The sequence below is a fragment of the Candidatus Pelagibacter sp. genome (genome assembly GCF_052049995.1).
Classification (GTDB): domain Bacteria; phylum Pseudomonadota; class Alphaproteobacteria; order Pelagibacterales; family Pelagibacteraceae; genus Pelagibacter.
The window spans coordinates 182,239-207,738 of the sequence record NZ_JBNGYX010000001.1 but is presented as its reverse complement, the minus strand read 5'-3'; the positions used below and the strand labels follow the sequence as shown (position 1 = coordinate 207,738).

Genomic DNA, 25,500 nt, shown 5'->3' with positions numbered 1-25,500 from the left:
TCCAGTGCCACAGCAAACATCATTAATTAATGTAATTTTATTAGCTGCAGGTGGCTTTTTCATGTTTGTATGTATGGACTCCACAGCAAAGTACCTTGGTACAGTTATGCCTGTTACTCAAGCAATTTGGGGTAGATTTTTTTTTCACCTAGTTTCTTTAGTTATATTTTTTTTAATATTTAAACCAAAAGTAAATTTAAAAAAAAATTTTAAGGTTCAAATAATAAGATCAATATTGATGGTTACAGCAACGTCATTTATGTTTTATTCTTTACAAAAATTTGACTTAGTAGACATATATGTAGTTTTCTTTACAGCTCCTTTATTAGTTTCTTTGCTTTCAGCATACTTTTTAAAAGATATTTTAACACCTAAAGGTATAATTTTAATGTTACTTAGCTTTGGTTCAATTATTTACTCCTTAGGACCAAGTATGAAAATATTTAGTATTGATTTAATTTTTCCAATAGTTCCACCAATTTGTTGGGCTCTTTATCAATTTTTTACTAAACTTGTATCAGGTGACAACGACCCATTTGCTGCGATATTCTATACCTCAATTTTAGGTGCAATTATATTTAGTATATTTATTTTTTTTAATTGGGTTCCATTAGAAAAGAATATTTTTTGGCTTTATTTATTATTACTTGGTGTGGCAGGTTTTGTTAGTCATTCTTTAATAATTTATGCAATTCAACTTTCTAATTTATCATTTGTGACAAACTTTCAATATTCACAACTTGTTTGGTCAACAATTATTAACTTCTTAATTTTTGGTGTACCCTTTGATTATAACAAAATTGTTGGTGTGGTAGGAATTATTGTTTTTGGTATAATGTTTATAAGAACAGAAGGGATAAAGAAAAGTTAATTTTTGAAACAAACATGAAAAATATTGGATTTATTGGTGTTGGTTATATGGGCTACGGAATAGCCAAAAACATTTTGAAACATAAAAATAAACTTTTTGTAATTGCAAATAAAAATAGAAAACCAATTGAAAAAATTGTCAACGATGGTGCAGAAGAAGTAAAATCTTTTGAGGATTTTGCAGATAAAAATCTTGATGCCTTGTTCATGTGTGTAACAAATACCCCAATTGCAAAATCAATATCTGAAAAAATTTCAGCAATTTTAAATAATAAAACTATAGTTATTGATATCACAACTCATAACAAAACTGGTTCTATAGAAACTGAAGCCATATTTGAGAAAAATAATATTAAGTATGTTGAATGTCCTGTAATGGGTGGTCCTGTTCAAGCCGAAGAGGGAGTTTTAGGAGGAATAGTAGGAGCATCAGATCAAAATTTTAAAATAGCTGAACCCTATTTTAAGTTTTTTTGTAAAGAATATTTTCATTTTGGAACCGTCGGAATGGGTGCAAAATCGAAGCTTTTAAATAATTTTTTATCCCTTGGAAATGCTGCACTAGTTAATCATTTAGCTAAAAGTGCAAAAGAAATGGGTTTAGATTTAAAAAAGGTTTTTGATGTTGCTAAACTTGGTTCGGGTAATTCTGCAGCTCTAAATAGAGTTTTTGATAATTTATTAAAAGGAGATTATACCGGATTTAAATTTACCGCCAGTAATTCTGTAAAAGATTTAAATTATATTCAAGACTTATTAAAAGATTTTCCTGAAGCAGAAAAAGTTGCTGAAGTTAACAAAAATTATTTTCAAAAAGCTGTGGATGATGGTTTTGGTGAAAATTTTATTAGTGAATTAATTAATAAAAAATAGTTTTAAGTAGATTGATTAGATACCGGGAATCTACTATAGCACCAGGTTGTATTCAAGAATTTTATTTAACTAAAACTCAAATAAATTTATTGAATTTGTATTAAATATAATTACCTTTTTTTTAGAAGGAGGTTTATGTTAATACTTTCACCACCTGATACTTAGCTGAAGTCTTTTAAATACCAAAAAAGTTAATAACATTAAAATCCGTTTGGATTAAAATGCCAAAGAGGCTTAAAAAAGGGAGCTCTTTAGGTATTCGCTTAAAGAGCGAACCCTTAAAAGTAAATTTTAATGGGGCATCCGGTACTTGCTATGACAAGCTTTGCAATTACTCCACATTAATTGTTTTAATGTATCTCTAATATCATCGCTATCCTCAATAACAGATGCAAGTGTAACCATATCATCAGATGCTTTTTTCATTAAAGAATTAAAAGCATCTTTTTCTTCCCAAATGATTGGTAAGGCTTCTGTTTTAAATCCTTCTTTGGTGTTTTCAGGAAATAAATCAATCAAAACTTTATAATTCTCGCTCATTTCCAACATTAACTCCATTGACTCATCAAAATCTCCATTTGATGCATATGATTGGACTCTTTTAGCAGTGCTATAATTCTTGCTAAATAGTGCTTGCCTTCCCTTTATAATGTCCTCAACACTTTGTTCAGCATTAGTAGTTGAGACCAAAAAGACAGATAAAATTGACAATAATAATATTTTAATGAATGAAGTAATGTGTTTAAATAATTTATGCATATTACAAATACTGTAACAGAGTACGGTCTCATTTCAAAGTTGTTACATTGGATAAGTGCTCTCGTTCTCGTTGTACAGATACCATTAGGTTTTTACTTAGTTGATTTAGATTTTGGTGAAGAGAGAATAGCTATAGAAAATATTCATGTGATATTAGGACTAACTGTATTTTATTTAGTAATTTTAAGGCTAATAAATAAAATACTTAATCCTACTCCTAAACTAGCTGCAGGTATTTTTGTTGGACAAAAGTTTATAGCAAAATTAAACCATGTGCTTTTATATGTGGCAATTTTATCAATAACTATTTCGGGTATTTTAAAAAAATTATTTAATGGAGAAACTTTAGTTATTTTTTTCAAAGAAATAAAAATCAAAGATAATTTTGAATTAGCAGATCAATTTTATAATATTCACATATATTCAAATTATACAATTATAGCTCTAATATCTCTTCATATTTTAGCTGTGATTGCTCACAGATTATTATTTAAAGATAATTTATTGAAAAGAATGCTCTAGATTAATGACAAGCAACTCCATATTTTTTTAATCTCCAATAATTGTAAGGCCAAGGAGTTAAAAAACCTACGATTAACATTATTGGAACAACCCACCAAGTTAATATGGCGCCACCAGTCAAAACATAATCTGTCAAATTCATCATAATTTCCATACTGATCATCGATATTAAACTCATTCCACAAGCAGTTTTAAACGCATTAATAAAATTAAAATTTTGTGTCATTAAAATAATTGTTTCTAAAATAATACTTGTAATCAAACCATTAATGATTGCTAAAATCATAATTCCTAAAACTGGAAAAGGAATTTCTGTTAATTGAAAAAATAAAATTGTACCAAAATCACCTATAGCACAACCTAATACACACCAAGCTGTATTTTTTGCACTTCTTTTCCAGGTATGTTTACAAGACCAATTAAATGTAGCAGTAGAGGTATTCACAATAATTTGATATTAATGAAAAATGATTTTTAAACAAGTATTTGATCAAAAATCGTCTACCTACACTTATTTAATTGCATCGGCAAAAGGTCGCGAAGCAGTAATCATTGATCCAGTTATTGAAAATGTTGATAGCTATATAACTTTACTAAATGAATTAGATCTTAAACTTGTAAAAGTAATTGATACACATATTCATGCAGACCACATAACAGGTGCTTCAAAATTAAAAAAAGTTACAAATTGCTCTACAATCATGGGAGAACACACTCCTGCTGATGCAGTAGAAGTCAAGGTAAAAGATGAAGAAATAATTAAAATTGATCAAATTGAAATTAAAGCAATGTACACACCTGGTCATACTTCAGATAGTTATAGTTTTTTGATGGATAAATATTTGTTTTCAGGTGATACGTTGTTAATTAATGGTACAGGTAGGACAGATTTTCAAAATGGTAGCTCAAAAGATGCTTATAATTCTTTATTTAATAAATTACTTAAACTACCTGATGATACTTTGCTTTATCCAGGTCATGATTATAACGGTAAACTTGTTAGTACTATTGGAAATGAAAAAAAATCAAATCCAAGGCTTCAAGTTAATAATGCTGACGAATATGCTGAGATAATGTCAAATCTTAAATTATCTAAGCCTGAGCTAATGGATAGCAATATTAGAAGTAATATTAAATTAGGTGCTAGCTAAAAATCACAAAAATTAAAAACCAATAAGAAACTAATCCTGCTAAAATAGTTGCAATTATATTTTTTGAAAAATAACCCACAATTACTGCAACTAATGCTCCAAAGATTTTTGGATCATTCATTTCTATAAAAGTTCCAAAATCATTTATAAATATTCCAGGAAATATTATGGCTGGGAATACTGCAGATGGAACATATTCTAATACAGCTTTGACTTTATCTCCCAACATATCTCTAGAAATTAATGCAACCATAGTCATTCTAGTGAAGTAAGTTAATATACCAGCAAAGATAATTGATACTAAAGTCACTTTTTTAACCTCAATAATAACGAAGCAACAAATAAAGCAATAAGTGGTGAAATAATAATATAAGATTTAAATGGTGCATCAAAAAATAACAATGAACTTAAACCACAAGTAATCATTACAATCACATGATCAATTTTTTTTAAATCTTGTACAACGATTGCAATAAATGTCAGAGGAATGGCAAATTTTAATCCAAGTTCTTCAGGAACAAATGATCCTAAAATAATTCCTGAAAGTGTAGCAATTTGCCAACAAACCCACATAGTGCATCCAGTGCCTATTAAATGATAATGTAAATATTCCTCAGATTTATTTTTTTTAAAAAATTTATTAGACTCCGCAAAGCCCTGATCAACTATTACATATGATATTAATAATTTTTTAATAAAAGATAATTTTTCTAGATATTCAGATAAAACTGCTCCGTATAATAAATGTCGAGAATTAATAATTCCAACAGAAGTCACAGCAACTAAACTGGATGCACCTCCTGATAAAAGCTGCAAAAAAACTATTTGCGAAGCACCTCCAAAAATAATGAAGGACATTGCATAAACTAAATAAGGATTAAAACCTAGTTCAACTCCGATAGCTCCACAAATAATTCCAAATGGAATTACTGACAACATATGTGGAGAAATATCCAGCATGCCTCTGGTAAATAATTGTTTTTTTGAAAGCATTCGCTTGTTTTATTAAAAACAAACTATGTGATCAATATGAATCGGTCTTTTAATTCCAAACTTTTCGTCAGCTTCATGCTGATGCTCATGATGAGAATGAACAAATACTGGTATTAATAAATCACTACTGGTTTTTAAGGTGTAAATAAAGTTGGTACCTCTAAATTTTCTATCAACAACCTCTAATTTTAGATTGCTTTTATCATCGTGCTCAAGATCCTCTGGCTGTAATAATAATTGTACGTTCGATCCTTTTGGATAATGCTTAATAAAATTCCCATTTATTGTTCCAAGATCTTTATTTTCTAGTGAGTTTTCTCCTGTTACTTTCGCTGGAATTAGAATTCCACGATTTAAAAAATTCACCACCTCCACTGAATTTGGAAAATGATATACATTATAAGGATCATCAAACTGTTTAATTTGACCATCTAATATAATTGCACATTTATGCCCTAAATAAAAAGCCTCATAAGAGTCGTGGGTTACAATTATTGTTGTAATTTTTAATTTGCTTAAAATTTTTTTCAATCTTACTTGAATTTCTTCTTTAAAACTTTGGTCAACATTTGATAATGGCTCATCTAATAACAAAAGATCAGGTTGTGTTAATAAAGATCTCGCAAGAGAAGCTCTTTGTGCTTCTCCGGCACTTATTTCGTGAGGATATTTTTCAAGTATTTTTGAAATATCAAGTAAATCAACAATTTCCTTAAAAGTTAGTTTTTTTTTCTTTTTTGTTTTGTTCCTCTCAGTGCCTAACAGTATATTCTTTTCCACAGTGTAATGTGGAAACAAACTGTTATCCTGAAAAGCTAAAGAAACATTTCTATATTCAGGTTCAACGTGTTTATCTTTTGATGATATTAATTTTCCGTTTAATTTAATTGAACCTTTTTCAATTTCTTCTAAACCAGCTATAGTTCTTAATATCGTAGTTTTTCCAATTCCTGAAGGACCTAAAATACATAAAGTCTCTCCCTCATTTTCTATGACAAATGAAGCATTTTTAACCTTGGATTTTCCACCAATTGTAAAATCAACATTTTTAATTTCTAAAAAATTATTTTTCATTTTCTCTAAGAATATATTTAGATGTAAACATAATAAATATAGTTGCAATTAAAATTAAAAATAATGATGGAACTGCTGCAGCCTCTAGTAAATCCTCAGACGCAGATATATATGCAGTTGTTGCAAAAGTTTCAAAATTAAATGGTCTTAAAATAAGGGTTATTGGAAGCTCTCTTATAATTTCTAAGGAAATCAATATTGCCACAAATAAAAGTGAATTTCTTAGAAAAGGAACGTGAATATTAAGAAAAGTTTTTTGCTTAGAATAACCTAGCAAATATGAGCTTTCATCGACTGAAATATTTATTTTTTCATAACCTGATTTTATTCCATTAAATGCTAATGAATAAAATCTGACAAAGTAAACTAAAACCAGTCCAAGAACAGAACCAATAAAGATTTTTTTAATAGATATAAATCCTAAGGTCTTAACAATATTTTCATCAAACCAAGCAATGAATGAAATAAATGCTACTGCCAGAATAACACCTGGAATAGCATAACCTGAGATAGATATTGTTGATAAAAAATTTAAAATTTTATTATTAGAAACTCTATTTCCATAATTTGAAATCAGAGAAAATAAAATCAATACAAGGCTAGATAAAAAAACTAAATAAATCGTATTTAAAGTAAGTGAAATGACATCAAGATCAAAAAGGTTTTCTGGAAACTTTATTGTCCAATATAACATTTGGCTTAAAGGAAATAAAAAACTTAAAAAGAAAATAATAAAACAAAACAAAAATGCAAAAAAAGATTTTTTTCCAGTTAAGTTTATTTTTTCTTTTTGTTTAAATCCACCTCTTGAATTAAAATGGTACTTAGCTTTTTTTCTTGAATAATTTTCGATTATAAAACATCCAAATATAAATATAAGTAAGAAAAATGATAACCTATTTGAAAAAGCTAAATCGTCAAATGTAATCCAAGCATTATAAATACCAGTGGTTAGAGTATTAATTGAAAAGAAATCAACTGCACCAAATTCTGCTAATGTTTCCATTGCAACTAAGGATAACCCAGCAACTATAGCTGGTCTAGCGGCTGGTAATATCAAAGAATATAAAGATTTGAATTTTGAAAAACCTAAACTTCTTCCTAGATCAATTAGGTTTTGAGATTGATACAAAAATGATGCTCTAGAAAGAATGTATACATAAGCATATAATGAGAATGATAGTGAAAGAACTGCTCCAAGAAGACCATCAAATTTTGGAATATTTTTGTTATATTCTCCTTCCCCAAATAAATTCGTTAAGATTGTAAAAGCTGTACCGTAATTCTCAAAAAAAGCTGTCAGAGAATATGCGTAAATATAGGGAGGAACAGCAAAAGAAAGTATAAGTGCCCATTTAAAGAAATCACTAAAAGGAAATTTGTAAAATGAAACTAAATATGCACATGTAGTTCCTACAATAAAAGTTAAGACCAAAACACAAACTAACAAAATGAAAGAATTAAATACATATTCAAATAAAAAAGTATCTTTTAATATTTGATAATAATTTGAAGTTTCCTCAAAAAAACTAAAAAAAACAGTAATTATTGGAATTAATACACCTATGGAAATTAATAAGGATGAGAGAAACCAAATATTAAAATTTTTTACCATTAAGGGTCTTATAGTATAAAAAAAATTTTTTAATATAATTTTACTTTGATGCAGAAAGGTATTTTAGAGTGTTTTCTGGTGTTGTTTCTAAATATGGATCATCATCAGAGCCTGAATTATTAATTCCAGGCTCTTGCCACCATTTTTCAACAATACCGTCATTAATAACTGCCATATATCGCCAACTTCGCTGACCAAATCCATCATGATCTTTAGAAATTAGCATCCCCATATATTTTGTAAAAAGTCCTGAGCCATCCGGAATTACTTTTACGTTAGAAATATTCATCTTTTTAGCCCAAGCATTCATTACGTATGAGTCATTTACTGAGCAACAATAAATTTCATCAATACCTAGTTTTTTTAATTCATCAGCATTTTTTTCAAATCCAGGCAACTGTTGAGAGGAACATGTGGGTGTAAATGCACCAGGTAAACTAAATAAAATTACTCTTTTATTTTTAAAAAAATCGTCAGTAGATTTATTTTTCCACTTTCCACCAATTGCACATGCAATTTCATTATCCGATGTATCACCTTCTCTAATTCTAAAAGTTACTTTGGGTATTTTAAATCCTTCAATCATATTTTTTTAATGCCCACGACAATTTTTAGGAAAGGGTAAAGATCCTAAAGGAGAGTGACGTGGGCACCATCTAAAAAGAAATATATCATCATTTAAAAGGAGTGAGGATGTCTAGAGCCTCGTCTTTTTCAATCTCAGATAATTTTCTATTATTTATTTTTCTTTTAATCTTTTCACACTCTGATGTGCATGGTTCACATGTTATCTGACCCTCAAGTGAACCACTCATGACAGAAGAATTACTTAAATCAAAATTAAATAAATTTTTTTTCACTATATGTTACTTCCAACCAGCAGCTGTCATAACTTCTAATGCAGCAGCTTGATTTTTTCCATAAGTTGAAACTTTAGTTGCTAAATCTTGTTTAAAATCTAGCCCTAAATTATTTACTACTAATGGACTTGGAGAGACACCACCAATCATAGGAAACTCAAACGTGTTATTTGTAAAGTGTTCCTGAGACTCTGGTGATAATAAAAAGTCAACAAGTGCAATCGCATTTGCTTTGTTAGGCGCACCTTTAACTAAAGCAGCACAGCTAATATTCATATGTGTTCCTCTATCATTTTGATTGGGGAAAAACGCTTTTACTTTTTTTGCAGCTTCTTGTTGTTCAGCACCTTTTTTACCTGAAAGCATAAGTGCTAAATAATAAGTATTAGCTACAGCAATATCAGCTTCTCCTGCTGCAACAGCCATGATTTGTGCTCTATCGTTTCCTTTTGGCTCTCTTGCCATATTAGAAACAACACCTTTTGCCCATGCGGCTGTAGCTTTTTTTCCATTATTTGCAATTAATGAAGCCACAAGTGATTTATTATAAATGTTACTAGATTTTCTTATTACTAGTCTACCTTTCCATTTTGGATCAGCTAAACCTTCATAAGTTAAACCTGACAACTCAGCACCACTAACTCTTTCAGGTGAGTAATAGATAATTCTTGCTCTTTTTGCTACTCCAACCCATTTATTCGTTCTGAAATTTTTTGGAACAGACGCTTTAATTGTTGCAGATGATAAACCACCTTGAAGCAAACCTTTTGCATCCATAGCACCACATCTTCCAGCATCGGCAGTGATATATAAATCAGCTGAAGAATCTGCTCCTTCTTCGGCTATTCTTTTTTCTAAAGCTCCTGATTTACCATTAATTAAATTTACTTTAATTCCTGTTGCTGCTGTAAATTTTCCATACATTTCAGCATCAGCCTTATAATGTCTTGCATTAAATACATTTACCTCATTCGCAATCGCAAAAGTTGATACGAATAAAGATGTAATTAACGCTAAAATTGATAATTTTCTCATTAAGCTCCTTAAATTATTACGTTACTTTTGAGAATGAGAACTATTCTCAATGCGAATGATTATCAATCGCAATAGTGTCGCAGATTTGGATTTATTAATAATTTTAAGGGTTTTTGGCTATTTCTATTTCCAGTCGCCAATTTTACTGAATAAGAAATTTCTGAAAGCTTGAACTCTAGCTGTGTTTTTTAACGATTGAGGGTAAACAAAGTGAGCTTCTGTTATTGGTCCTTCTACTTTTGGAAGCACTTTAATTATATTACTAGTATTTGATACTAAATATTCTGGAAGTGCAGCCAATCCTACCCCAGACTCAACACCGTACAAAAGACCACTAACACTATTAACCTTCATAATAGATTTTCTTTTTTTCCCATCATGCATTCCTATTTTTAATGCCCAATCAGGATTATAAACTGGTGAAGGAGCGCCTTTTCCAAAAGAAATAAATTTATGTTTATTTAAATCATTTACTGTTTTTGGCATTCCATTTTTTTCTAAATATTTATTTGAGCCATAGATATAATACTTAATATCTACTAATTTTTTTTGAATATAATTAAGCTGTTTTGGTCTTCTCATAAAAATTCCAATATCAGCTTGACGAGTACTTAAATCTAATTCTTTATCATCAAAAACAAGCTCAATCTCAATCTCTGGATTAAGCATCATAAATTCTTGAATTCTTGGTGTTAACCAGTGGGTACCAAAACTTCTTACAGTTGTGATAGTTAATTTTCCTGTTGGTTTGCTCTTTTGATCACCTAATGAGGTTTCAACTTCTTTAAGTTTGCTAATTACCTCATGAGCAGTTTTAAAAACGTATTCTCCATTTTGTGTGAGAGTTAAACCTCTTGCATGTCTTTCAAACAACTGCACTTTTAAATCTTGTTCTAAAGATTGAATTTGTCTACTTATAGCTGATTGGCTAAGATTTAAATTAATAGTAGCATTAGTAAAGCTTCCAGCTTCAGCCACAGCATGAAAAATTTTTAATTTATCCCAATCCATTATTTATTTAAATCAACTAATACTCTTCCAGAAATTTCACCTTTTAAAATTTTAGGATAAGTCTCAATTAATTCCTCCAAGCTTACTGTTAAAACTGATTTTTCCAATAAATCAAAATCAATTAAATTTATTGCTTCTCCCCAAATGAAACCTCTTCTTTTTATGCTACAATTAGCAGAGTCCATGCCCCAAACTTTAATACCCCTCAACATAAATGGTAATAAATTTGTATTAAGCTCATTGCTGTTTGCATTTCCACAAACTGCTATAATTCCATTTGATTTTGTTTGAGCAATTGCATTTGCCAAAATTTTTCCACCAACCGTGTCTACCACTCCATCCCATAGACCTTTGTCTATTGGACGTGGATCTTTGTCAAATTCAGCCCTATTTATAATGTTTTTTGCACCTAATGATTTTAAATAATCCGATTTTGAATCCTTTCCAGTAACAGCAGAAACATTATATCCCATTTTAGTTAATGCCATGATTGCTACACTACCAACTCCTCCTGTTGCACCTGTTACTAAAACATCATTAACTTTTTCACCTAACAAAATACTTTCTCTTGCTTGAATTGCAAAGGCGCTCATTAATGAAGTTAATCCAGCTGTACCTAAAATCATAGCTTGTTTACTTGTTAAGCTATCAGGTTTTTTAACCAGAAAATCTGCATTTACTTTTGCAATTTGTGAATAACCACCAAAAAAAATTTCTCCTACTCTAAATCCGGTTAAGATTACTTCATCTCCTTTTTTAAATTTTGAATTTTCACTCTCAATAACTTTTCCTGAAAAATCTATTCCTGGAATATGTGGGAATTCTTTTACTAATCGTCCACCGTTTTTTAAAATCATTCCATCTTTAAAATTAAGATCAGAATAATATACTTTTACAGTTACATCTCCATGCTTTAGAAAACTTTTATCAATGGATTTAACTTCACGTGAGAAGTTTTCACCTTCTTGATTAAGAATTAGTGCTTTAAATTGGTCAGACACACTAGTCTTTTAACTCAGTGCTGATAAATCGTAAATATCTATTTTGATAACTCAGATCTTCTTTAAATTGACCTAAGTAAAAATTGGTTACAGTTGTTGCTTGTTCTTTTTTAATACCCCTCATAGTCATACACTGATGGGTTGAATCTATTGTAACAGCTACACCTTTTGCATCTAAGGCTTCCATTAAGCTGTTTGCTATCTGTACTGTTAATCTCTCTTGTGTCTGTAATCTTTTTGAAAATATTTCAACTACTCTTGCAATTTTACTCAATCCCACAACTCTCTCATTTGGTATATAGGCAACATGTGCTTTTCCAATAATTGGAGCCATATGATGTTCACAATGACTTTGTACTGAAATATTTTTTTGGACCACCATATCGCTATAACCTTCTACATCACCAAAAGTTTTATCTAATACTTTTTTTGCGTCTTCGTTATAGCCTTGAAAATATTCTTTAAATGCTTTTACAACTCTTTTAGGGGTTTCCAACAATCCCTCTCTTTTTGGATCCTCTCCCATCCATGACAAAATTGTTCTGATGGCTTCCTCTGCTTCTTTATCTGAAACTTTTTTTGTCTCTAAATTATTGTCGTCTGTGTTTTTTACTAATTTCATAGCGCTTTTTTATACAGTAAATACCTTAAATTAAAAATATTTAATATATTTAGATATGTGCTAAATAATCACCCCGTATGTTCAAAAAAAGAGAAAATATCTATGATATTGAAGAAGGAAATCTTCTTTCACCCAAGTTTGATAATGATGGACTGATTCCTGTAATTACCATGTGTTCAAAAACTAAAGATATTTTAATGCATGGATACATGAACGTAGAAGCTCTAAAAAAGACAATTGAAACTAAAGAGGCACATTATTATAGCAGATCTAGAAAGGCTATTTGGCATAAAGGTAAAACAAGTGGGTTTACCCAAAAAGTAACAGAAATTCGAATTGATGATGATCAAGATTCTATATGGTTAACAGTTGATATAGGTGATGGGGCTAGCTGTCATGTAGGATATAGATCATGTTTTTATCGATCAATTCCAATGGGGCCTATTGATAACGGAAGAAAAATTGAAATGGAATTTCTTGAAAAAGAAAAAAAATTTGATCCAGAAGAAGTTTATAAAGGACAACCTAACCCAACAAAAATTTAAATGAGTGAAAAACAAAAGAATGTCTTGGGTGAAGACTTGGAGGAATGTTCAAATGATCCTTTAACGGGATGGTTTCGTGATGGTTGTTGTAATACTGACGAGAATGATCATGGACTTCATACAGTTTGTGCTAAAGTTACTACCGAGTGTTTAGAGTGGATGAAAGAAGCAGGTAACGATTTAATTACTCCACATCCTGAATTTGGGTTTCCAGGTTTAAAAGATGGAGATGGATGGTGTTTGTGTGCTAGTTGGTATGCAAAAGCAGTTGAGGCTGGTAAAGGATGTCCAATATTTTTGAAAAGAACTCACGAAAACACTCTTAAATATGTTCCTATTGAAACTTTAAAAAAGTTTGCAATAGATTTGTCCTAATTTACATATTTCCATATCTTGGACCACCGCTTCCCTCTGGAGTAACCCAAGTAATATTTTGAGATGGTTCTTTAATATCGCAAGTTTTACAATGGATACAATTTTGAGAATTGATCACAAATTTGTTTACTTCATTTTCTTTTTGAACTTCATACACACCTGCAGGACAATATCTTTGAGCAGGTTCATCAAATTTTTCTAAAGTATAATTTATTGGTAAATCAGGATCTTTAAGTTTTAGATGAACTGGTTGATTGTCTGCATGATTGGTTCCTGTTAGATAAACTGAACTTGTTTTATCAAAAGTTAATACGTTGTCATATTTTGGATAATCTATTTTTGGCATTTGATTTGCAGGTTTTAATGTTTCATGATCAGCGTGTTTATGTTTAAGTGTAAAGGGAAGTTTTCCTCTAAATAAAATTTGATCGATACCTGTGAAAATTATTCCTAAAATTAATCCCCAGCTAAAACTAGGTTTCACGTTCCGAGCTTCATAAAGCTCTTTATGTAACCAGCTATTTTTAAATTTATTTTCATAAATAGATAAATCTTTGTTTTCTTTTAAATGGTCATTTATAGTTTCAGCTGCAATCATCCCACTTTTCATCGCTGTATGAGAACCTTTAATTTTTGGCATATTTAAAGTTCCAGCATCACAACCAACTAGTAAAGCTCCGGGCATGAACATTTTTGGCAAACTTTGAAATCCACCTTCGATTAAGGCTCTTGCGCCGTAAGAAATTCTTTTTCCACCTTCTATTATTTTTTTTATTGCTGGATGCGTTTTAAATCTTTGAAATTCATCATAAGGAGAAAGGTGAGGATTTTTGTAATCTAAACCTATTACATAGCCAAGATAAACCTGTTTATTTTCTGCGTGATACATAAAACTACCGCCGTATGTATTGTTGTCTAATGGCCATCCAGCTGTATGCATTACTAGGCCTTCTTCATGATTTTTATCCTCTATTTCCCAAATTTCCTTAAAACCAATTCCATATTGTTGAGGATCTTTACCTTTATTTAGTTCAAATTTTTCAATCAATTGTTTTCCTAAATGACCTCTACACCCTTCTGCAAAAACAGTTACTTTGCCTAAAAGCTCAATACCTGGTTCAAAACTATCTTTTTTATTCCCATCTTTATCTATACCCATATCTTGAGTCGCAACACCTTTAACAGATCCATCTTCGGTATATAAAATTTCACTTGCTGGAAATCCTGGAAAGATTTCTACACCTAAATTCTCAGCTTGTTCAGCAAGCCATCTACATAGATTTGCTAAGCTGATAATGTAATTTTTATGATTTTGTTGCACCGCAGGTAGTAGCCAAGTTGGCCAACTTAAAGATTTGGTTTTTCCTAAAAATAAAAATTTTTCTTTAGTTACTTTTGTTTTGATTGGAGAATTTAATTCTTTCCAATTAGGTATTAATTCATCTAGAGCACGAGTTTCAAATACATTTCCACTTAAAATATGAGCTCCAATCTCTGATGCTTTTTCTAATAAGCAAACATTTAAATTTGGATCTAGTTGTTTTAACTTTATTGCAGTTGATAACCCTGATGGACCTCCACCAATGATTACAACATCATATTCCATTGTTTCTCTAGACATTAACTAGTTTTTAACTGTAAGGATTATTTTTGTATAGTGTTTAATTTGTTCAACTCTTCCATAAACTGAGGTATTGCCTCAAATAAATCTGCTTCAAGACCATAATCTGCTACACTAAAAATCGGCGCTTCACCGTCTTTATTAATTGCAACAATCACTTTGCTTTCCTTCATTCCAGCTAGATGCTGAATTGCTCCTGAAATTCCAATAGCAATATACAAATCTGGAACAACTACTTTTCCTGTTTGACCTACTTGGTGATCATTACTGATATAACCAGCGTCTACTGCTGCTCTAGATGCTCCAATAGCCGCACCAAGTTTGTCAGCAATTTCTGTAATTAATTTAAAATTATCTCCACTTTGCATTCCTCTACCACCTGATACAACAATTCTTGCCGTTCCAAGCTCAGGTCGATCAGATTTAATTTCTTCTCTTTTGATAAATTTTGTATTTGAAAACTCTTCACCTGCATCTATTTTTTCAATTGCTGCTGATCCACCTGTACTCTCACATGGATCGAATGAAGTAGGTCTAATTGTTATACACTTTTTAGTATCATTACTCTTAATTGTTGCAAAAGCGTTACCTGCGTAAATTGGTCTTAAAAAAGTATCTGGTGATATTACTTTAATAATATCGCTTACTTGCGATGTATCAAGATGAGCTGCAATTCGTGGCATCAAATTTTTTCCAAATGTATTTGCTGAACAAACAATGTGAGAATAATTCTCTGCAAGTTTAACAATTACTGGAGTAAAGTTTTCTGCTGTGAAATTTTCATAGTGAGCTCCTTCCACACTCAATACTTTTTTAACCACTGAAAGTTCAGATAATTGTTTTGCAGCTTCTGAAGAGTTTTGACCAATAATCACAGCATGAACATCTGAATCAATTTGAGATGCTGCTGTAGCTGCATTAAGAGTAAATGGTCTTAACTCTTTATTATTGTGCTCTGCTATAAGTAAAACTGCCATTAAATTACCTTCGCCTCATTTTTTAACTTTTGAACTAATTCAGCAACATTTGCCACTTTTATACCTGCTTTTCTTTTTGGCGGTTCCTCTACTTTTAATTGTTCTAATCTTGGTGATAAATCTACACCTAAATCAGAAGCAGCAATTTCCTCTATAGGTTTTTTCTTAGCCTTCATTATATTTGGTAGTGATGCATATCTTGGTTCATTCAGTCTAAGATCACAAGTTACAATAGCTGGAACATTTATTTCAATTGTTTCAAGACCTTCGTCTATTTCTCTAGTTACTTCTAATTTATTATCTTTTACATCAATCTTTGAAGCAAATGTTGCTTGTGGCCAATTTAATAAAGCACTCAACATTTGGCCGGTTTGATTACAATCATCATCAATTGCTTGTTTACCCATAAATACTAAATCTGGTTTTTCTTTATCTACTATTTTTTGTAAAATTTTAGAAACAGCGAGTGGTTCTAATGTTCCATCCACTTTTACGTGAATACCTCTGTCTGCTCCAACAGCTAAAGCTTTCCTAACTGTCTCTTGAGCTTTTTCTTCCCCTACAGTTACAGCAACTACTTCTGAAGCTTTACCTGCCTCTTTAATTTTTACAGCCTCTTCTATTGCATTGTCATCAGGAGGATTAGTTGACATTTTAACATTGTCAGTAACTACACCTGTTCCGTCTTCTTTAACTCTGATTTGCACGTTGTAATCAATAACCCTTTTTACAGCTACTAAAATTTTCATTAAGCTCTCAATAAATTATTTTCTGAGTCGTATGGACTCTCATCCAAGACAGTAGCGTCGTACATTTCGCCTAATATATCAACTTGTAATTTGTCGCCCACATTCGAACAATCTGGTTTAACCATCGCCAGCGCTATTGATTTATCTAATCTAAAACCAAATTCACCCCCGGTTGCTCTTCCAACAACTTTTCCATCTTTAAAAATTGGGTTATTTCCAAGCACATCTGCATCTTTAGTGTTATGAACCTCTAAAGTGACCAATTTGTTGTCAAAACCTTTTTCTCTCCATTTGTTAAGTGCTTCTAACCCAATAAAGTTTCCTTTATTTGGGTGAACAAATCTATCAAGACCAGACTCGTATGGTGAATATTCAATTGATAATTCTGTTCCAACTAGCTTGTAAGATTTTTCCACTCTTAAACTATTCATGGCTCTAATTCCAAAAGGTTTAATTCCCAAATCTTTTCCTGCTTCCATTAATTTATCAAAAATATGATTTTGATATTCAATTGGATGATGTAATTCCCAACCAAGCTCACCAACAAAGTTTACTCTCATTGCATTTACTGGAGCATATCCAACATTTACATTTTTTGCAGTTAGCCATTTGAAATTTTCATTTGAAAAATCATCTGTTGAAACCTTTTGCATTAACTGTCTAGCTTTAGGTCCTGCTACTACCAGAACTCCTGTGCTATTTGTTAGATCTTCAAAAATTACAGATCCATCTTCTGGCATCCATTTTTGTATCCAATCATGATCTAATCTTAAATTTGCTCCAGCAGAAACTAAATAGTAACTATTCTCTGCTTCTTTCATTATCGTAAATTCTGAATGTACTCCACCTTTAGTGTTCAAAGCATGACACAGATTTATCCTTCCAATCTTTTTTGGAAGTTTATTAGCTACCAAATAATCTAAAAATTCCTCAGCTTTAGGTCCTCTAATTCTACATTTTGCAAACGCAGTCATATCTAAAAGACCCACGTTTTCTTTTACATTTTGACATTCCTTTTTAATTGCATCAAACCATTTTGATCTTCTAAATGACCAATCATCTTTTTGCTCCATTCCATCTGTTGCAAAAAAATTAGGTCTTTCCCAACCAAATTTCTGTCCAAAAACTGCTCCTAAGTTTTTCATTCGTTCATAACAAGGGGCTGTTCTTAATGGTCTTGCTGCTGGTCTTTCTTCATCTGGATAGTGAACAATAAATACATGGCTATATGCTTCTTCATTTTTTGCTTTCAAATAAGATTTGGTTGCATAGTTACCGTAACGTCTTGGTTCAACTCCTAACATGTCAATTGTAGGTTCACCATCAACGATCCATTCTGCTAATTGCCAACCTGCACCACCTGCTGCTGTTATTCCAAAACTATGTCCTTCATTAATCCAAAAATTCTTAAGTCCCCAAGCAGGACCAACAATTGGATTTCCATCAGGAGTATAACAAATTGCTCCGTTATAAACTTTTTTTACCCCAACCTCTCCAAATGCAGGAACTCTATGAATTGCTCCCTCTATATGTGGAGCTAATCTGTCTAAGTCTTCTTGAAATAATTCATATTCAGAATTTTTTGATGGTCCCTCTACATAACAAGCTGGTGCACCATCTTCATAAGGGCCTAAAATTAATCCTCCAGCTTCTTCTCTCATATACCATCTGCTATCACTGTCTCTTAAGACTCCCATTTCTGGTAATCCATCTTTTTTTCTTTTTTGAATTAAAGGATGCGGTTCTGTAACAATGTATTGATGTTCAACAGGTATTACTGGAATATCTAATCCTACCATTTCACCTGTTTGTCTAGCAAAATTTCCAGAACAAGAAATAACATGTTCGCACTCTATTGATCCCTTATCTGTTTCCACAATCCATCCATTTTTAGTTTGCCTCATTGATAGGACAGTTGTGTTTCTATAAATTTCTGCTCCTCTATTTCTTGCACCTGTTGCTAATGCTTGCGTTAAGTCTGCTGGTTGAATATATCCATCTTCGGGGTGTTGTATTGCGCCAACTAAGTCATCTGTATGACATAAAGGCCAAATTTCTTTTACTTGTTCCGGTTTCAAGAATTTTACATCTACTCCAATAGTTCGAGCAACACCTGCATATTGATGATACTCATCCATTCTATCTTTTGTACTAGCTAAACGAATATTTGAAACAACACTAAAGCCAACATTTTTTCCAGTTTCTTCCTCCAATGTTTTGTAAAGATTAACTGCATACTTATGAAGTTGTCCCACAGAATAACTCATATTGAATAAAGGTAATAATCCTGCGGCGTGCCAAGTAGATCCTGAGGTTAACTCTTTTCTTTCAACAAGAACAACATCGGACCAACCTTTTTTTGCTAAGTGATAAAGAGCACTAACACCTACGACTCCTCCACCGACTACTACAACTTTGGTTTTTGTTTTCATTCTGCGATTCCTACTAAATTTTTAATTGTTACGAAACAAAAATGTATGTTTAAAATCAAATTGAGCTTCCTAGAGGGATTGGGCTAGATACCATTGTAGTTAACCAACAATCTTTTAAACTTCCATCCAAAGTATACTTTTCAACTTGCCAATTAAATTTATGATAAATCTTGTTTTTATCAAGAATGATTACCTCAAATTGTGCCCATTTGTCACTACTTCCAAGCTCAGTAATTGTATGACTTAAGTGATTAATCATCATCCCATAAGAGTCACTTTTTAACATCATCTTAAAATTGCTTAATGGTCCTGTTACTCTCTTATTGTTTGGGTGAGCAAAATTCCATGTTTGTTCAATTCCACTATCTTTGAATTTTGAGTCATTTTTTTGAAGCCCAGTTAGTTGTATCTCTATAACTTCTTTTGGTTTAATGTTGCTATTTGGATTTAATAATTCAGCGTTTGAAAAAGTCGAAAATATAAATAAAAAAATTAATACTTTAAAGACAGTTTTCATTTTAAAAATAATTACTCTGATGTTTTGTATTTACTATTATTGATAATAATTACAAATAATATTGGAAGAATTAATGTCAAAAGTGTCACAACAATTAATAAAATCCCAAGCTCAGAATAATCTGCTGTAGTTTGAATTTCACCTGAAACTTTATCTTTTACTTCTCTTGTAACCGTAAAAATTTCATTTAAATATTTAGTTCCTAGTGCACTTGCTGATAACGCTAGATTTGTAAAGGATGCAAAAACTGCAAAAAATGTTGCTTTTAAATGTGCTGGAGCATTTTTTGCTATCCATGCCAAAAGAGGAATCATTGAGACTTGTCCCAAAGGAGACTCAAGAGCTGTGTTTATTAATGCGATGAACTTAGCATCAACAACTCCACCTGTTAACGAGGCTGTCCAGTTATGAAAACCATAATACATTCCAACACTTGGTAAAAACAAAATCGCACCGGCAATACTTAGAACTACAATTATTTTAGCAATTGAATTATTTGCCATAAAAGGTCTTAACAATACAATTCCTGCTAATGTTAAAATTGATGCCAATAATGATAGAACAGAAAAAAACTGCTCATTAAATCCAAGCTCATCAATTTCAAACCAAGTTAATCCTGGTCCAGGACCTGGCATAGCTCTAAATACAAAAATAATTACTGCTGTACCTACAATTGTTAATCTTAGTTCCTGAGGTAATTCCTTAATAAGTTTAAACATTAAAAACAAAATGATTATGACTGAGCCAATAAACACAATTTCTTGTGCAAACGGAACCTTAAAGGAACCAATAGACAATGTGAAAATAACAAAAACTAAACTTCCTCCTAATATCCACCAGTTTATCTTTGTTTTCTCATCACCTCTTTCATCTTTAAATTCTAGACCTTTAGATTTTAAATTTTGTATTTTTTTATGTCTTAAATAATTTGCTAAAATTACTCCCAGTATTGAAACTACAGGTATTACAAGAGCATAAATGTAGATAGTTCCATATAAATTTATCTTATCGGCCTGCTCAAGGCTTTCAACATCTCTAAACAATATTACATTAACTAATGCAACAAGTACTGTACCGCCAATAATAGCAAACCTTCCAAGTGTTTGCATTGTTGTGTGCATTATTTTTATTTGATCTTTAGAATAATCATTTCCTGTTTCATCAACCAAAGGAACTGCCTCAACTGTCATAGCATCGGCCACAACGTCCTGAACCACATAACCAACTGGAGCTAAAATTACACTTATCACAAACCATGTTTCTACCGAAAATACCTGGGCCATATCTTCAGTATGAATAATCAATCCATACATAATTAGTAAGCTAAGAGCTATCAATGAAGCTCCAAAATAGACCATGTAATTTTTTCTCTCCCAGATTAGATCTACTAAATGTCCTAAAGGCATTTTTAATGCCCAAGGAATTCCAGCCCAAAAACCTAGGCCTGCTAAAAATGCTGCTGATAAATTTAAATAATCTTTAACAAAAAATGTACCAACAATACCTGTTAAACCAGAAATACCCGCAGCCATATAAACCATTAATGGAGGTAGATAAGTCCATTTAAATTGACGACCCAAATCTAAAAATGTGCTGTCTAAAAATTTAATTATTTTGCTCATTAGTCACTTAAAACCGGAAAAGCTTGTCTAACATTTAAAAAATATTTTTGATATTCCATTTTAGTACATTTGTTTTCTACATACTTAATATCATTTTTTTCCATCAATTCTTTTGCCTTTTCGTCTCGTATACCGAGCTGTAACCATAAAACTTTAGCCCCAATTTTAATTGTATCCTCTGCTATGGCATAGACTTCTTTAGATGGTCTAAACACATCTACAATATCAATATGATCTTTAATATCTGATATTTTAGCAAAAACCTCTTGCCCTAAAATTTTTTGACCCTCTGCTCTGCGGTTAACTGGATAAACTTTATATCCATATTCTTGCATGTATTTCATTACAATAGTTGATGCTTTAGTAGGATCATTACTTACTCCTACCATAGCAATAGTCTTATATTTTGAGAGAATTTCCTTAATATCACTCATTATTTATTTTTAATCTGTTTCTCACAAAATATTCTAGCTTCAGACGCAGTCATTGGTTTTTCCAATGTTTTAGTTCCAGCCACACATGCCTCGATCGCTCTTTTTTGATTATGATCCTTAAAATTATAAATTACTAATGCACCAATAATAATAAAAACTACTATTAAAATATTTTTTATCACTATTTATTTTTCCAATTTGGTTTTCTTTTTTCTAAAAAAGCAGAAATTCCTTCTTTAGCATCCATTGCCATCATGTTAAGGGTCATCATTTTACTTGTATAAGCATAAGCTTTATTTAAAGGCATTTCTAATTGTTTGTAAAAAGCTTGTTTTCCAATTTTAATTGTCAAATTAGATTTTGAGGCAATTTTGTTTGCCACCTTTAATACTTCATTATTTAATTTTGATTTTGAAAAATAATCATTTATTAATCCTATTTCTTTTGCATAATTTGCATTGATAGGTTCTCCAGTTAGTAACATTTTCATCATAGGTTTTCGATTTATCTTTCTACTGACAGCAACCATAGGTGTGCTACAAAATAAACCGATATTTACACCAGGAGTAGCAAACAGTGAGTCCTTAGAACTATAAGCTAAATCACAACTTGCAACCAATTGACAGCCAGCTGCAAATGCAGCTCCATGAACTTTAGCAATTACAGGTTTTCTACCTTCAACAATTTGAAGCATTACTTTTGAACAAAGATTAAATAATTTTAAATATTTATCTCTCTTTTTTAGACCTCTAACTTCTTTTAAATTGTGTCCTGCACTAAATCCTTTACCAGCACCCTCTAATATTATTACTTTAACTTTTTTATCAGCATCTAATTTTTTTAATGCTTTTAATAAATCTGAAAGATTTTTGAATGATAAAGAATTATAAGTTTTTGGTTCATCAATCATAATTGATGAAACTTCGTTATTAATTTTTTTAATTTTAATGTTACTAGTCATTTAATCAGTTAATCCATCGGATCTAGCCTGATTTCTTTCTATATGAATTGGTAAAACTTTGCCATAAATAGCTTTAGAATGTTCTGGAGTGTTTACTCTCCATGGATCTAAAACATAAGCTGGAATACACATATATCTTGATTTTTGACCTTCAACTTTTGTTACCCTGTGCAAAGTAAATCTACCTTTAAATATTTGTAAATCTCCTGGCTCTAATTTCAATTGTCTCACTCTAGTTCTATCTCCTGCTATAACTTTTTGAACTTCTTTGAAATTTTCATTTCCTGGTTCTCTAATATTTGGACAGTACTCAAATACTCCTCCCTTCTCGGGTTTCTGTATCATTAAACTAAGTGTAAATTCACAACTATCAAAATGCCATGGGAGTACTCCATCTGGTTTCATAACATTATAAGCATGACATGCCAAAGGATCTGCCCATCTGTAAATAGGAAAAATACCTAAACAAGCAGATACAAATTTTAAAAGTTCTTCAGTTTCGTATAAATATTTCATCTCGGAATCTTTTGGAAAACAATCTGAATTTAAATATCCATTATATCTATTCATAAAAGTTCTTTTTGGATGATCTTTTGGTAATGAGTGATCGTCCTTTGCATACAAATAAGCATTTATATTCTCTTTAGACATATAAACTTCGTCTAATTGTTTTTCTAACTCAGAATTCATAACTTTAAGTGATTTAGGTAAAATAAAATTTGGAATTGTTGAACAACTATGTTGATCCAGTTCTTCTTTACATTTTTTAACTAGATTTTTAATTATTGGTGAATTTAAATCGTGTATTGGATATTTTTCTAAATCTACAATAGTCTTAAGTCTATCGTTCATTTAATTTTATTTTAACTTTCCCTCTTCTCTCATTTTCGCTCTTATCTTAGTAGCTGATATTTTTTGAGTTTCTTCATCTAAAACTATTTCCTCAATCTTATATCCAACTCCCCTACCATAACAAATATTTGTAATATTAGGTACTAACATTATTTTAAATTGTCCTTCAAACATAGGATTTAATCTGTCTTCAATATTTTTTTTTACTGTTTCAAAATCAAAAGGATTATCATCTACACCTTGTACATCTCTAATTTGAATACAAACTTGTCCAGTTTTTTTAATAATTTCTTTAAACAAAGTATAATGTCCATCGTGAAAAGGTTGCCATCTTCCTAGCATTTGTGCTGTTGGTTTTTTGTTATCCCATTGATGTTTCATTTTTTTATCTCCTCTATTATTTTTGGTGCCCAATTTTTTGCATCCTGAGTTGTTACATGAAAATCAAAATTCTTAGGATTAACAAACATTTGGTTAGTGTCTTCAAATCTTCCTTCCTTAATCGTATCTACCCACACTGTAAAATCTGCAGGAAACAAACTTCTAGCTTCGGGAGTTGGTGCAATAAAATCTGCAATTACATAATGACTTTCTGCTTTTAATTTTAAAGCTGCCTCAGCCATTCTTTTTGCCTGTCTTACCCTTCCTTCTTCAGAAAAATCCCAATCGTTTGCAGCTTTTCTTACCTCGTCTGCATTTAATCTTTTTGCATTTAAAAGTGGTGCCATTTCATCTGCTAGAGTTGTTTTACCAGCACCAGGCAAACCCATTACTAAAATAATTTTCATTAAATATCTTCTAACGGATGATGGGACATTAATTCAAGTCCATTTTCACCTACAAGATACTGTTGTTCAAGTTTTACACCTTCTTTACCACCAACTTTACCAATATAACTCTCAAGTGTAATTGTCATGTTCTTCTCAAAAGTTCCACCTTCTTCTCCACCATCAGTTGGATATCTTATTTGAGGCCACTCATCACACAACCCAATTCCATGAACCATACATGAATACCTATTTCCATAATACTCATCAGGCAAAACCCAAGATTTTTTTATAAATTCTTTAAAACTCATTCCTGGTTTTATTAATCTAAAATTATGATCAATTTGATTTCTAGCCATTGAATATAGTTTTTTTTGCTCATCATTAAATTTATGTCCAACTACAAAGGCTCTTGATATGTCAGCACAGTATCCATAGGGACCAACCATATCTGTATCAAAAGCAACAATTTCTCCTTGTTGCATAACTTTATTACTACTCTCTTGCATCCATGGATTTGTTCTTTCACCAGACGATAAAATCCTACACTCAATCCACTCACCTCCATTTTCAATATTCGTTTTATGTAAAATTGACCACAATTCATCTTCAGTCATTCCTGGCTTAAGATCTGATCTCATTTTTGATACACCTTTTTCTGCAACTTCTATTGCTGCTTTCATACAAGTCAATTCATCAGGTGATTTTATTACTCTTGCTTGTTCTAAAATCAATTTTGCATCTACAACTTCAATTCCTTCTTTATTTAAAGCTGTAACCGCAGGACCATTTAAAACATCAATTGCAATCTTTTTTGATTTAAAATAATTTTTTGATAAATCTTTAACTTCATTTATCCATTTTAATAATTGATTGTTTGCTTGGTCTCCATTACTGAAGTAGTCCCACGTGATTGCAGGTCTTATTTCATCAATTAGATTTAAATGCTTTGATAATATTTCACAATTAAAATACTCAAAAAGAATCGTTGGTCCATTTACTGGAACGAAACAATATCTTGTTAAATTATGCATATTATAAACACTCATATTTACAGTATCTAAAGCATAGCGAACATTTACAGGATCAAATAAAATACAAGCTTCTAAATTATTTTTTTGTAATTCTTTTTTTACCCGATCTAAACGATATGATCTTAGTTTGTCAAAATTAATTTGATCCTCTCTTAATCTTTTTTTTGTTATAAAATTTTGTTTTGGTTTTATTTCTGGAGCTATTTTTCTTTTAAATTTCATAGTTCA

At 31.0% G+C, this 25,500-nt stretch carries 31 protein-coding genes; 6 read left to right on the top strand and 25 right to left on the bottom strand.

The window, feature by feature from the left end; translation table 11 throughout:
- Positions 1-4 precede the first annotated feature (4 nt).
- Positions 5-871, top strand: coding sequence for a DMT family transporter (locus ACTT9Y_RS01100; protein WP_440932638.1), 867 nt, complete (start codon positions 5-7; stop codon positions 869-871).
- Positions 872-885: 14 nt separating this feature from the next.
- Entirely contained in the window at positions 886-1,743 is an 858-nt protein-coding gene (locus tag ACTT9Y_RS01095) for an NAD(P)-dependent oxidoreductase (protein WP_440932637.1), read from the top strand.
- A gap of 291 nt (positions 1,744-2,034) precedes the next feature.
- Here ACTT9Y_RS01095 and ACTT9Y_RS01090 read toward each other — a convergent pair whose 3' ends face one another.
- On the bottom strand, positions 2,035-2,502 hold the full coding sequence (locus tag ACTT9Y_RS01090; RefSeq protein ID WP_440932636.1) for a c-type cytochrome: 468 nt from the start codon (positions 2,500-2,502) through the stop codon (positions 2,035-2,037).
- On the opposite strand from ACTT9Y_RS01090, the gene ACTT9Y_RS01085 reads away from it, so the two are divergent.
- Positions 2,497-3,024: a cytochrome b gene (locus ACTT9Y_RS01085; RefSeq protein WP_440932635.1), complete on the top strand. Its 528-nt coding sequence runs from the start codon at positions 2,497-2,499 to the stop codon at positions 3,022-3,024. The genes ACTT9Y_RS01090 and ACTT9Y_RS01085 overlap by 6 nt on opposite strands.
- A gap of 1 nt (position 3,025) precedes the next feature.
- On the opposite strand, the gene ACTT9Y_RS01080 is transcribed toward ACTT9Y_RS01085, so the two are convergent.
- Complete coding sequence (locus ACTT9Y_RS01080) at positions 3,026-3,469, bottom strand: DUF4396 domain-containing protein (protein ID WP_440925072.1); 444 nt, start codon at positions 3,467-3,469, stop codon at positions 3,026-3,028.
- Between the two features lie 22 nt (positions 3,470-3,491).
- Here ACTT9Y_RS01080 and ACTT9Y_RS01075 point away from each other — a divergent pair, with 22 nt between their 5' ends.
- Positions 3,492-4,175, top strand: coding sequence for an MBL fold metallo-hydrolase (locus ACTT9Y_RS01075; RefSeq protein ID WP_440932634.1), 684 nt, complete (start codon positions 3,492-3,494; stop codon positions 4,173-4,175).
- On the opposite strand, the gene ACTT9Y_RS01070 is transcribed toward ACTT9Y_RS01075, so the two are convergent.
- The 10 genes from ACTT9Y_RS01070 to folE all read right to left on the bottom strand — a co-directional run bounded on the left by ACTT9Y_RS01070 (position 4,168) and on the right by folE (position 12,386).
- On the bottom strand, positions 4,168-4,485 hold the full coding sequence (locus ACTT9Y_RS01070) for an AzlD domain-containing protein (protein WP_440932633.1): 318 nt from the start codon (positions 4,483-4,485) through the stop codon (positions 4,168-4,170). The two genes, ACTT9Y_RS01075 and ACTT9Y_RS01070, sit on opposite strands and share 8 nt — an antisense overlap.
- Positions 4,482-5,168, bottom strand: coding sequence for an AzlC family ABC transporter permease (locus tag ACTT9Y_RS01065; RefSeq protein ID WP_440932632.1), 687 nt, complete (start codon positions 5,166-5,168; stop codon positions 4,482-4,484). The genes ACTT9Y_RS01070 and ACTT9Y_RS01065 overlap by 4 nt, the downstream gene beginning before the upstream one ends.
- Positions 5,169-5,180: 12 nt before the next feature.
- Entirely contained in the window at positions 5,181-6,242 is a 1,062-nt protein-coding gene (locus ACTT9Y_RS01060) for an ABC transporter ATP-binding protein (RefSeq protein WP_440932631.1), read from the bottom strand.
- A complete protein-coding gene (locus ACTT9Y_RS01055; RefSeq protein ID WP_440932630.1) occupies positions 6,232-7,857 on the bottom strand; it encodes an ABC transporter permease in 1,626 nt (541 codons plus the stop codon). Before ACTT9Y_RS01055 ends, ACTT9Y_RS01060 begins: the two co-directional genes overlap by 11 nt.
- Positions 7,858-7,897: 40 nt before the next feature.
- Positions 7,898-8,440: a peroxiredoxin gene (locus ACTT9Y_RS01050; RefSeq protein ID WP_440932827.1), complete on the bottom strand. Its 543-nt coding sequence runs from the start codon at positions 8,438-8,440 to the stop codon at positions 7,898-7,900.
- A 91-nt stretch (positions 8,441-8,531) separates the two neighbouring features.
- Positions 8,532-8,717, bottom strand: a complete 186-nt coding sequence (locus ACTT9Y_RS01045) for a hypothetical protein (protein ID WP_440932629.1) — start codon at positions 8,715-8,717, stop codon at positions 8,532-8,534.
- A 6-nt stretch (positions 8,718-8,723) separates the two neighbouring features.
- Positions 8,724-9,752, bottom strand: coding sequence for an extracellular solute-binding protein (locus tag ACTT9Y_RS01040; RefSeq protein WP_440932628.1), 1,029 nt, complete (start codon positions 9,750-9,752; stop codon positions 8,724-8,726).
- Positions 9,753-9,875: 123 nt separating this feature from the next.
- Positions 9,876-10,763 (bottom strand): LysR family transcriptional regulator, encoded by an 888-nt coding sequence (locus ACTT9Y_RS01035; protein WP_440932627.1) that lies wholly within the window; start codon positions 10,761-10,763, stop codon positions 9,876-9,878.
- On the bottom strand, positions 10,763-11,764 hold the full coding sequence (locus ACTT9Y_RS01030; RefSeq protein ID WP_440932626.1) for an MDR family oxidoreductase: 1,002 nt from the start codon (positions 11,762-11,764) through the stop codon (positions 10,763-10,765). The genes ACTT9Y_RS01035 and ACTT9Y_RS01030 overlap by 1 nt, the downstream gene beginning before the upstream one ends.
- Position 11,765: 1 nt before the next feature.
- Positions 11,766-12,386 carry a GTP cyclohydrolase I FolE gene (gene folE, locus ACTT9Y_RS01025; protein ID WP_440932625.1) on the bottom strand — a complete coding sequence of 207 codons (621 nt, stop codon included), beginning with the start codon at positions 12,384-12,386 and terminating at the stop codon, positions 11,766-11,768.
- A gap of 77 nt (positions 12,387-12,463) precedes the next feature.
- On the opposite strand from folE, the gene hisI reads away from it, so the two are divergent.
- Complete coding sequence (gene hisI, locus ACTT9Y_RS01020; protein WP_440932624.1) at positions 12,464-12,931, top strand: phosphoribosyl-AMP cyclohydrolase; 468 nt, start codon at positions 12,464-12,466, stop codon at positions 12,929-12,931.
- On the top strand, positions 12,932-13,306 hold the full coding sequence (locus ACTT9Y_RS01015; RefSeq protein WP_440932623.1) for a DUF2237 family protein: 375 nt from the start codon (positions 12,932-12,934) through the stop codon (positions 13,304-13,306).
- Position 13,307: 1 nt separating this feature from the next.
- On the opposite strand, the gene ACTT9Y_RS01010 is transcribed toward ACTT9Y_RS01015, so the two are convergent.
- Genes ACTT9Y_RS01010 through ACTT9Y_RS00950 form a run of 13 tightly spaced genes read right to left on the bottom strand, consistent with a single transcriptional unit; the run spans position 13,308 to position 25,494 of the window.
- Complete coding sequence (locus ACTT9Y_RS01010; protein WP_440932622.1) at positions 13,308-14,927, bottom strand: electron transfer flavoprotein-ubiquinone oxidoreductase; 1,620 nt, start codon at positions 14,925-14,927, stop codon at positions 13,308-13,310.
- A gap of 23 nt (positions 14,928-14,950) precedes the next feature.
- Positions 14,951-15,904: an electron transfer flavoprotein subunit alpha/FixB family protein gene (locus ACTT9Y_RS01005; RefSeq protein WP_440932621.1), complete on the bottom strand. Its 954-nt coding sequence runs from the start codon at positions 15,902-15,904 to the stop codon at positions 14,951-14,953.
- On the bottom strand, positions 15,904-16,653 hold the full coding sequence (locus ACTT9Y_RS01000; protein ID WP_440932620.1) for an electron transfer flavoprotein subunit beta/FixA family protein: 750 nt from the start codon (positions 16,651-16,653) through the stop codon (positions 15,904-15,906). The genes ACTT9Y_RS01005 and ACTT9Y_RS01000 overlap by 1 nt, the downstream gene beginning before the upstream one ends.
- A complete protein-coding gene (locus tag ACTT9Y_RS00995; protein ID WP_440932619.1) occupies positions 16,653-19,085 on the bottom strand; it encodes a GcvT family protein in 2,433 nt (810 codons plus the stop codon). The genes ACTT9Y_RS01000 and ACTT9Y_RS00995 overlap by 1 nt, the downstream gene beginning before the upstream one ends.
- Before the next feature lie 55 nt (positions 19,086-19,140).
- A complete protein-coding gene (locus tag ACTT9Y_RS00990) occupies positions 19,141-19,602 on the bottom strand; it encodes a hypothetical protein (protein WP_440927967.1) in 462 nt (153 codons plus the stop codon).
- A gap of 11 nt (positions 19,603-19,613) precedes the next feature.
- A complete protein-coding gene (locus tag ACTT9Y_RS00985; RefSeq protein ID WP_440932618.1) occupies positions 19,614-21,224 on the bottom strand; it encodes a hypothetical protein in 1,611 nt (536 codons plus the stop codon).
- On the bottom strand, positions 21,224-21,658 hold the full coding sequence (locus ACTT9Y_RS00980; protein WP_440932617.1) for a CoA-binding protein: 435 nt from the start codon (positions 21,656-21,658) through the stop codon (positions 21,224-21,226). Before ACTT9Y_RS00980 ends, ACTT9Y_RS00985 begins: the two co-directional genes overlap by 1 nt.
- Positions 21,658-21,840: a hypothetical protein gene (locus tag ACTT9Y_RS00975; RefSeq protein ID WP_440907655.1), complete on the bottom strand. Its 183-nt coding sequence runs from the start codon at positions 21,838-21,840 to the stop codon at positions 21,658-21,660. Before ACTT9Y_RS00975 ends, ACTT9Y_RS00980 begins: the two co-directional genes overlap by 1 nt.
- Positions 21,840-22,619, bottom strand: coding sequence for an enoyl-CoA hydratase (locus tag ACTT9Y_RS00970; protein WP_440932616.1), 780 nt, complete (start codon positions 22,617-22,619; stop codon positions 21,840-21,842). Before ACTT9Y_RS00970 ends, ACTT9Y_RS00975 begins: the two co-directional genes overlap by 1 nt.
- Positions 22,620-23,471, bottom strand: coding sequence for a HalD/BesD family halogenase (locus ACTT9Y_RS00965; RefSeq protein ID WP_440932615.1), 852 nt, complete (start codon positions 23,469-23,471; stop codon positions 22,620-22,622).
- A 6-nt stretch (positions 23,472-23,477) separates the two neighbouring features.
- Positions 23,478-23,852: a cytidyltransferase gene (locus ACTT9Y_RS00960; protein WP_440932614.1), complete on the bottom strand. Its 375-nt coding sequence runs from the start codon at positions 23,850-23,852 to the stop codon at positions 23,478-23,480.
- Positions 23,849-24,259: an adenylyl-sulfate kinase gene (locus ACTT9Y_RS00955; protein ID WP_440925047.1), complete on the bottom strand. Its 411-nt coding sequence runs from the start codon at positions 24,257-24,259 to the stop codon at positions 23,849-23,851. Before ACTT9Y_RS00955 ends, ACTT9Y_RS00960 begins: the two co-directional genes overlap by 4 nt.
- Positions 24,259-25,494, bottom strand: a complete 1,236-nt coding sequence (locus ACTT9Y_RS00950; RefSeq protein WP_440932613.1) for a M24 family metallopeptidase — start codon at positions 25,492-25,494, stop codon at positions 24,259-24,261. The genes ACTT9Y_RS00955 and ACTT9Y_RS00950 overlap by 1 nt, the downstream gene beginning before the upstream one ends.
- Positions 25,495-25,500: the final 6 nt, after the last annotated feature.

Coding starts and splice junctions, on each gene's coding strand:
- ACTT9Y_RS01055 (WP_440932630.1), bottom strand. CDS start 7,857: ATGGTAAAAAATTTTAATATTTGGTTTCTCTCATCCTTATTAATTTCC.
- ACTT9Y_RS00950 (WP_440932613.1), bottom strand. CDS start 25,494: ATGAAATTTAAAAGAAAAATAGCTCCAGAAATAAAACCAAAACAAAAT.
- ACTT9Y_RS01035 (WP_440932627.1), bottom strand. CDS start 10,763: ATGGATTGGGATAAATTAAAAATTTTTCATGCTGTGGCTGAAGCTGGA.
- ACTT9Y_RS01085 (WP_440932635.1), top strand. CDS start 2,497: ATGCATATTACAAATACTGTAACAGAGTACGGTCTCATTTCAAAGTTG.
- ACTT9Y_RS00965 (WP_440932615.1), bottom strand. CDS start 23,471: ATGAACGATAGACTTAAGACTATTGTAGATTTAGAAAAATATCCAATA.
- ACTT9Y_RS01090 (WP_440932636.1), bottom strand. CDS start 2,502: ATGCATAAATTATTTAAACACATTACTTCATTCATTAAAATATTATTA.
- ACTT9Y_RS00985 (WP_440932618.1), bottom strand. CDS start 21,224: ATGAGCAAAATAATTAAATTTTTAGACAGCACATTTTTAGATTTGGGT.
- ACTT9Y_RS01075 (WP_440932634.1), top strand. CDS start 3,492: ATGATTTTTAAACAAGTATTTGATCAAAAATCGTCTACCTACACTTAT.
- folE (WP_440932625.1), bottom strand. CDS start 12,386: ATGAAATTAGTAAAAAACACAGACGACAATAATTTAGAGACAAAAAAA.
- ACTT9Y_RS00970 (WP_440932616.1), bottom strand. CDS start 22,619: ATGACTAGTAACATTAAAATTAAAAAAATTAATAACGAAGTTTCATCA.
- ACTT9Y_RS00990 (WP_440927967.1), bottom strand. CDS start 19,602: ATGAAAACTGTCTTTAAAGTATTAATTTTTTTATTTATATTTTCGACT.
- ACTT9Y_RS00980 (WP_440932617.1), bottom strand. CDS start 21,658: ATGAGTGATATTAAGGAAATTCTCTCAAAATATAAGACTATTGCTATG.
- ACTT9Y_RS01010 (WP_440932622.1), bottom strand. CDS start 14,927: ATGTCTAGAGAAACAATGGAATATGATGTTGTAATCATTGGTGGAGGT.
- ACTT9Y_RS01040 (WP_440932628.1), bottom strand. CDS start 9,752: ATGAGAAAATTATCAATTTTAGCGTTAATTACATCTTTATTCGTATCA.
- ACTT9Y_RS01000 (WP_440932620.1), bottom strand. CDS start 16,653: ATGAAAATTTTAGTAGCTGTAAAAAGGGTTATTGATTACAACGTGCAA.
- ACTT9Y_RS00955 (WP_440925047.1), bottom strand. CDS start 24,259: ATGAAAATTATTTTAGTAATGGGTTTGCCTGGTGCTGGTAAAACAACT.
- ACTT9Y_RS00995 (WP_440932619.1), bottom strand. CDS start 19,085: ATGAAAACAAAAACCAAAGTTGTAGTAGTCGGTGGAGGAGTCGTAGGT.
- ACTT9Y_RS00960 (WP_440932614.1), bottom strand. CDS start 23,852: ATGAAACATCAATGGGATAACAAAAAACCAACAGCACAAATGCTAGGA.
- hisI (WP_440932624.1), top strand. CDS start 12,464: ATGTTCAAAAAAAGAGAAAATATCTATGATATTGAAGAAGGAAATCTT.
- ACTT9Y_RS01065 (WP_440932632.1), bottom strand. CDS start 5,168: ATGCTTTCAAAAAAACAATTATTTACCAGAGGCATGCTGGATATTTCT.
- ACTT9Y_RS01015 (WP_440932623.1), top strand. CDS start 12,932: ATGAGTGAAAAACAAAAGAATGTCTTGGGTGAAGACTTGGAGGAATGT.
- ACTT9Y_RS01005 (WP_440932621.1), bottom strand. CDS start 15,904: ATGGCAGTTTTACTTATAGCAGAGCACAATAATAAAGAGTTAAGACCA.
- ACTT9Y_RS01060 (WP_440932631.1), bottom strand. CDS start 6,242: ATGAAAAATAATTTTTTAGAAATTAAAAATGTTGATTTTACAATTGGT.
- ACTT9Y_RS01095 (WP_440932637.1), top strand. CDS start 886: ATGAAAAATATTGGATTTATTGGTGTTGGTTATATGGGCTACGGAATA.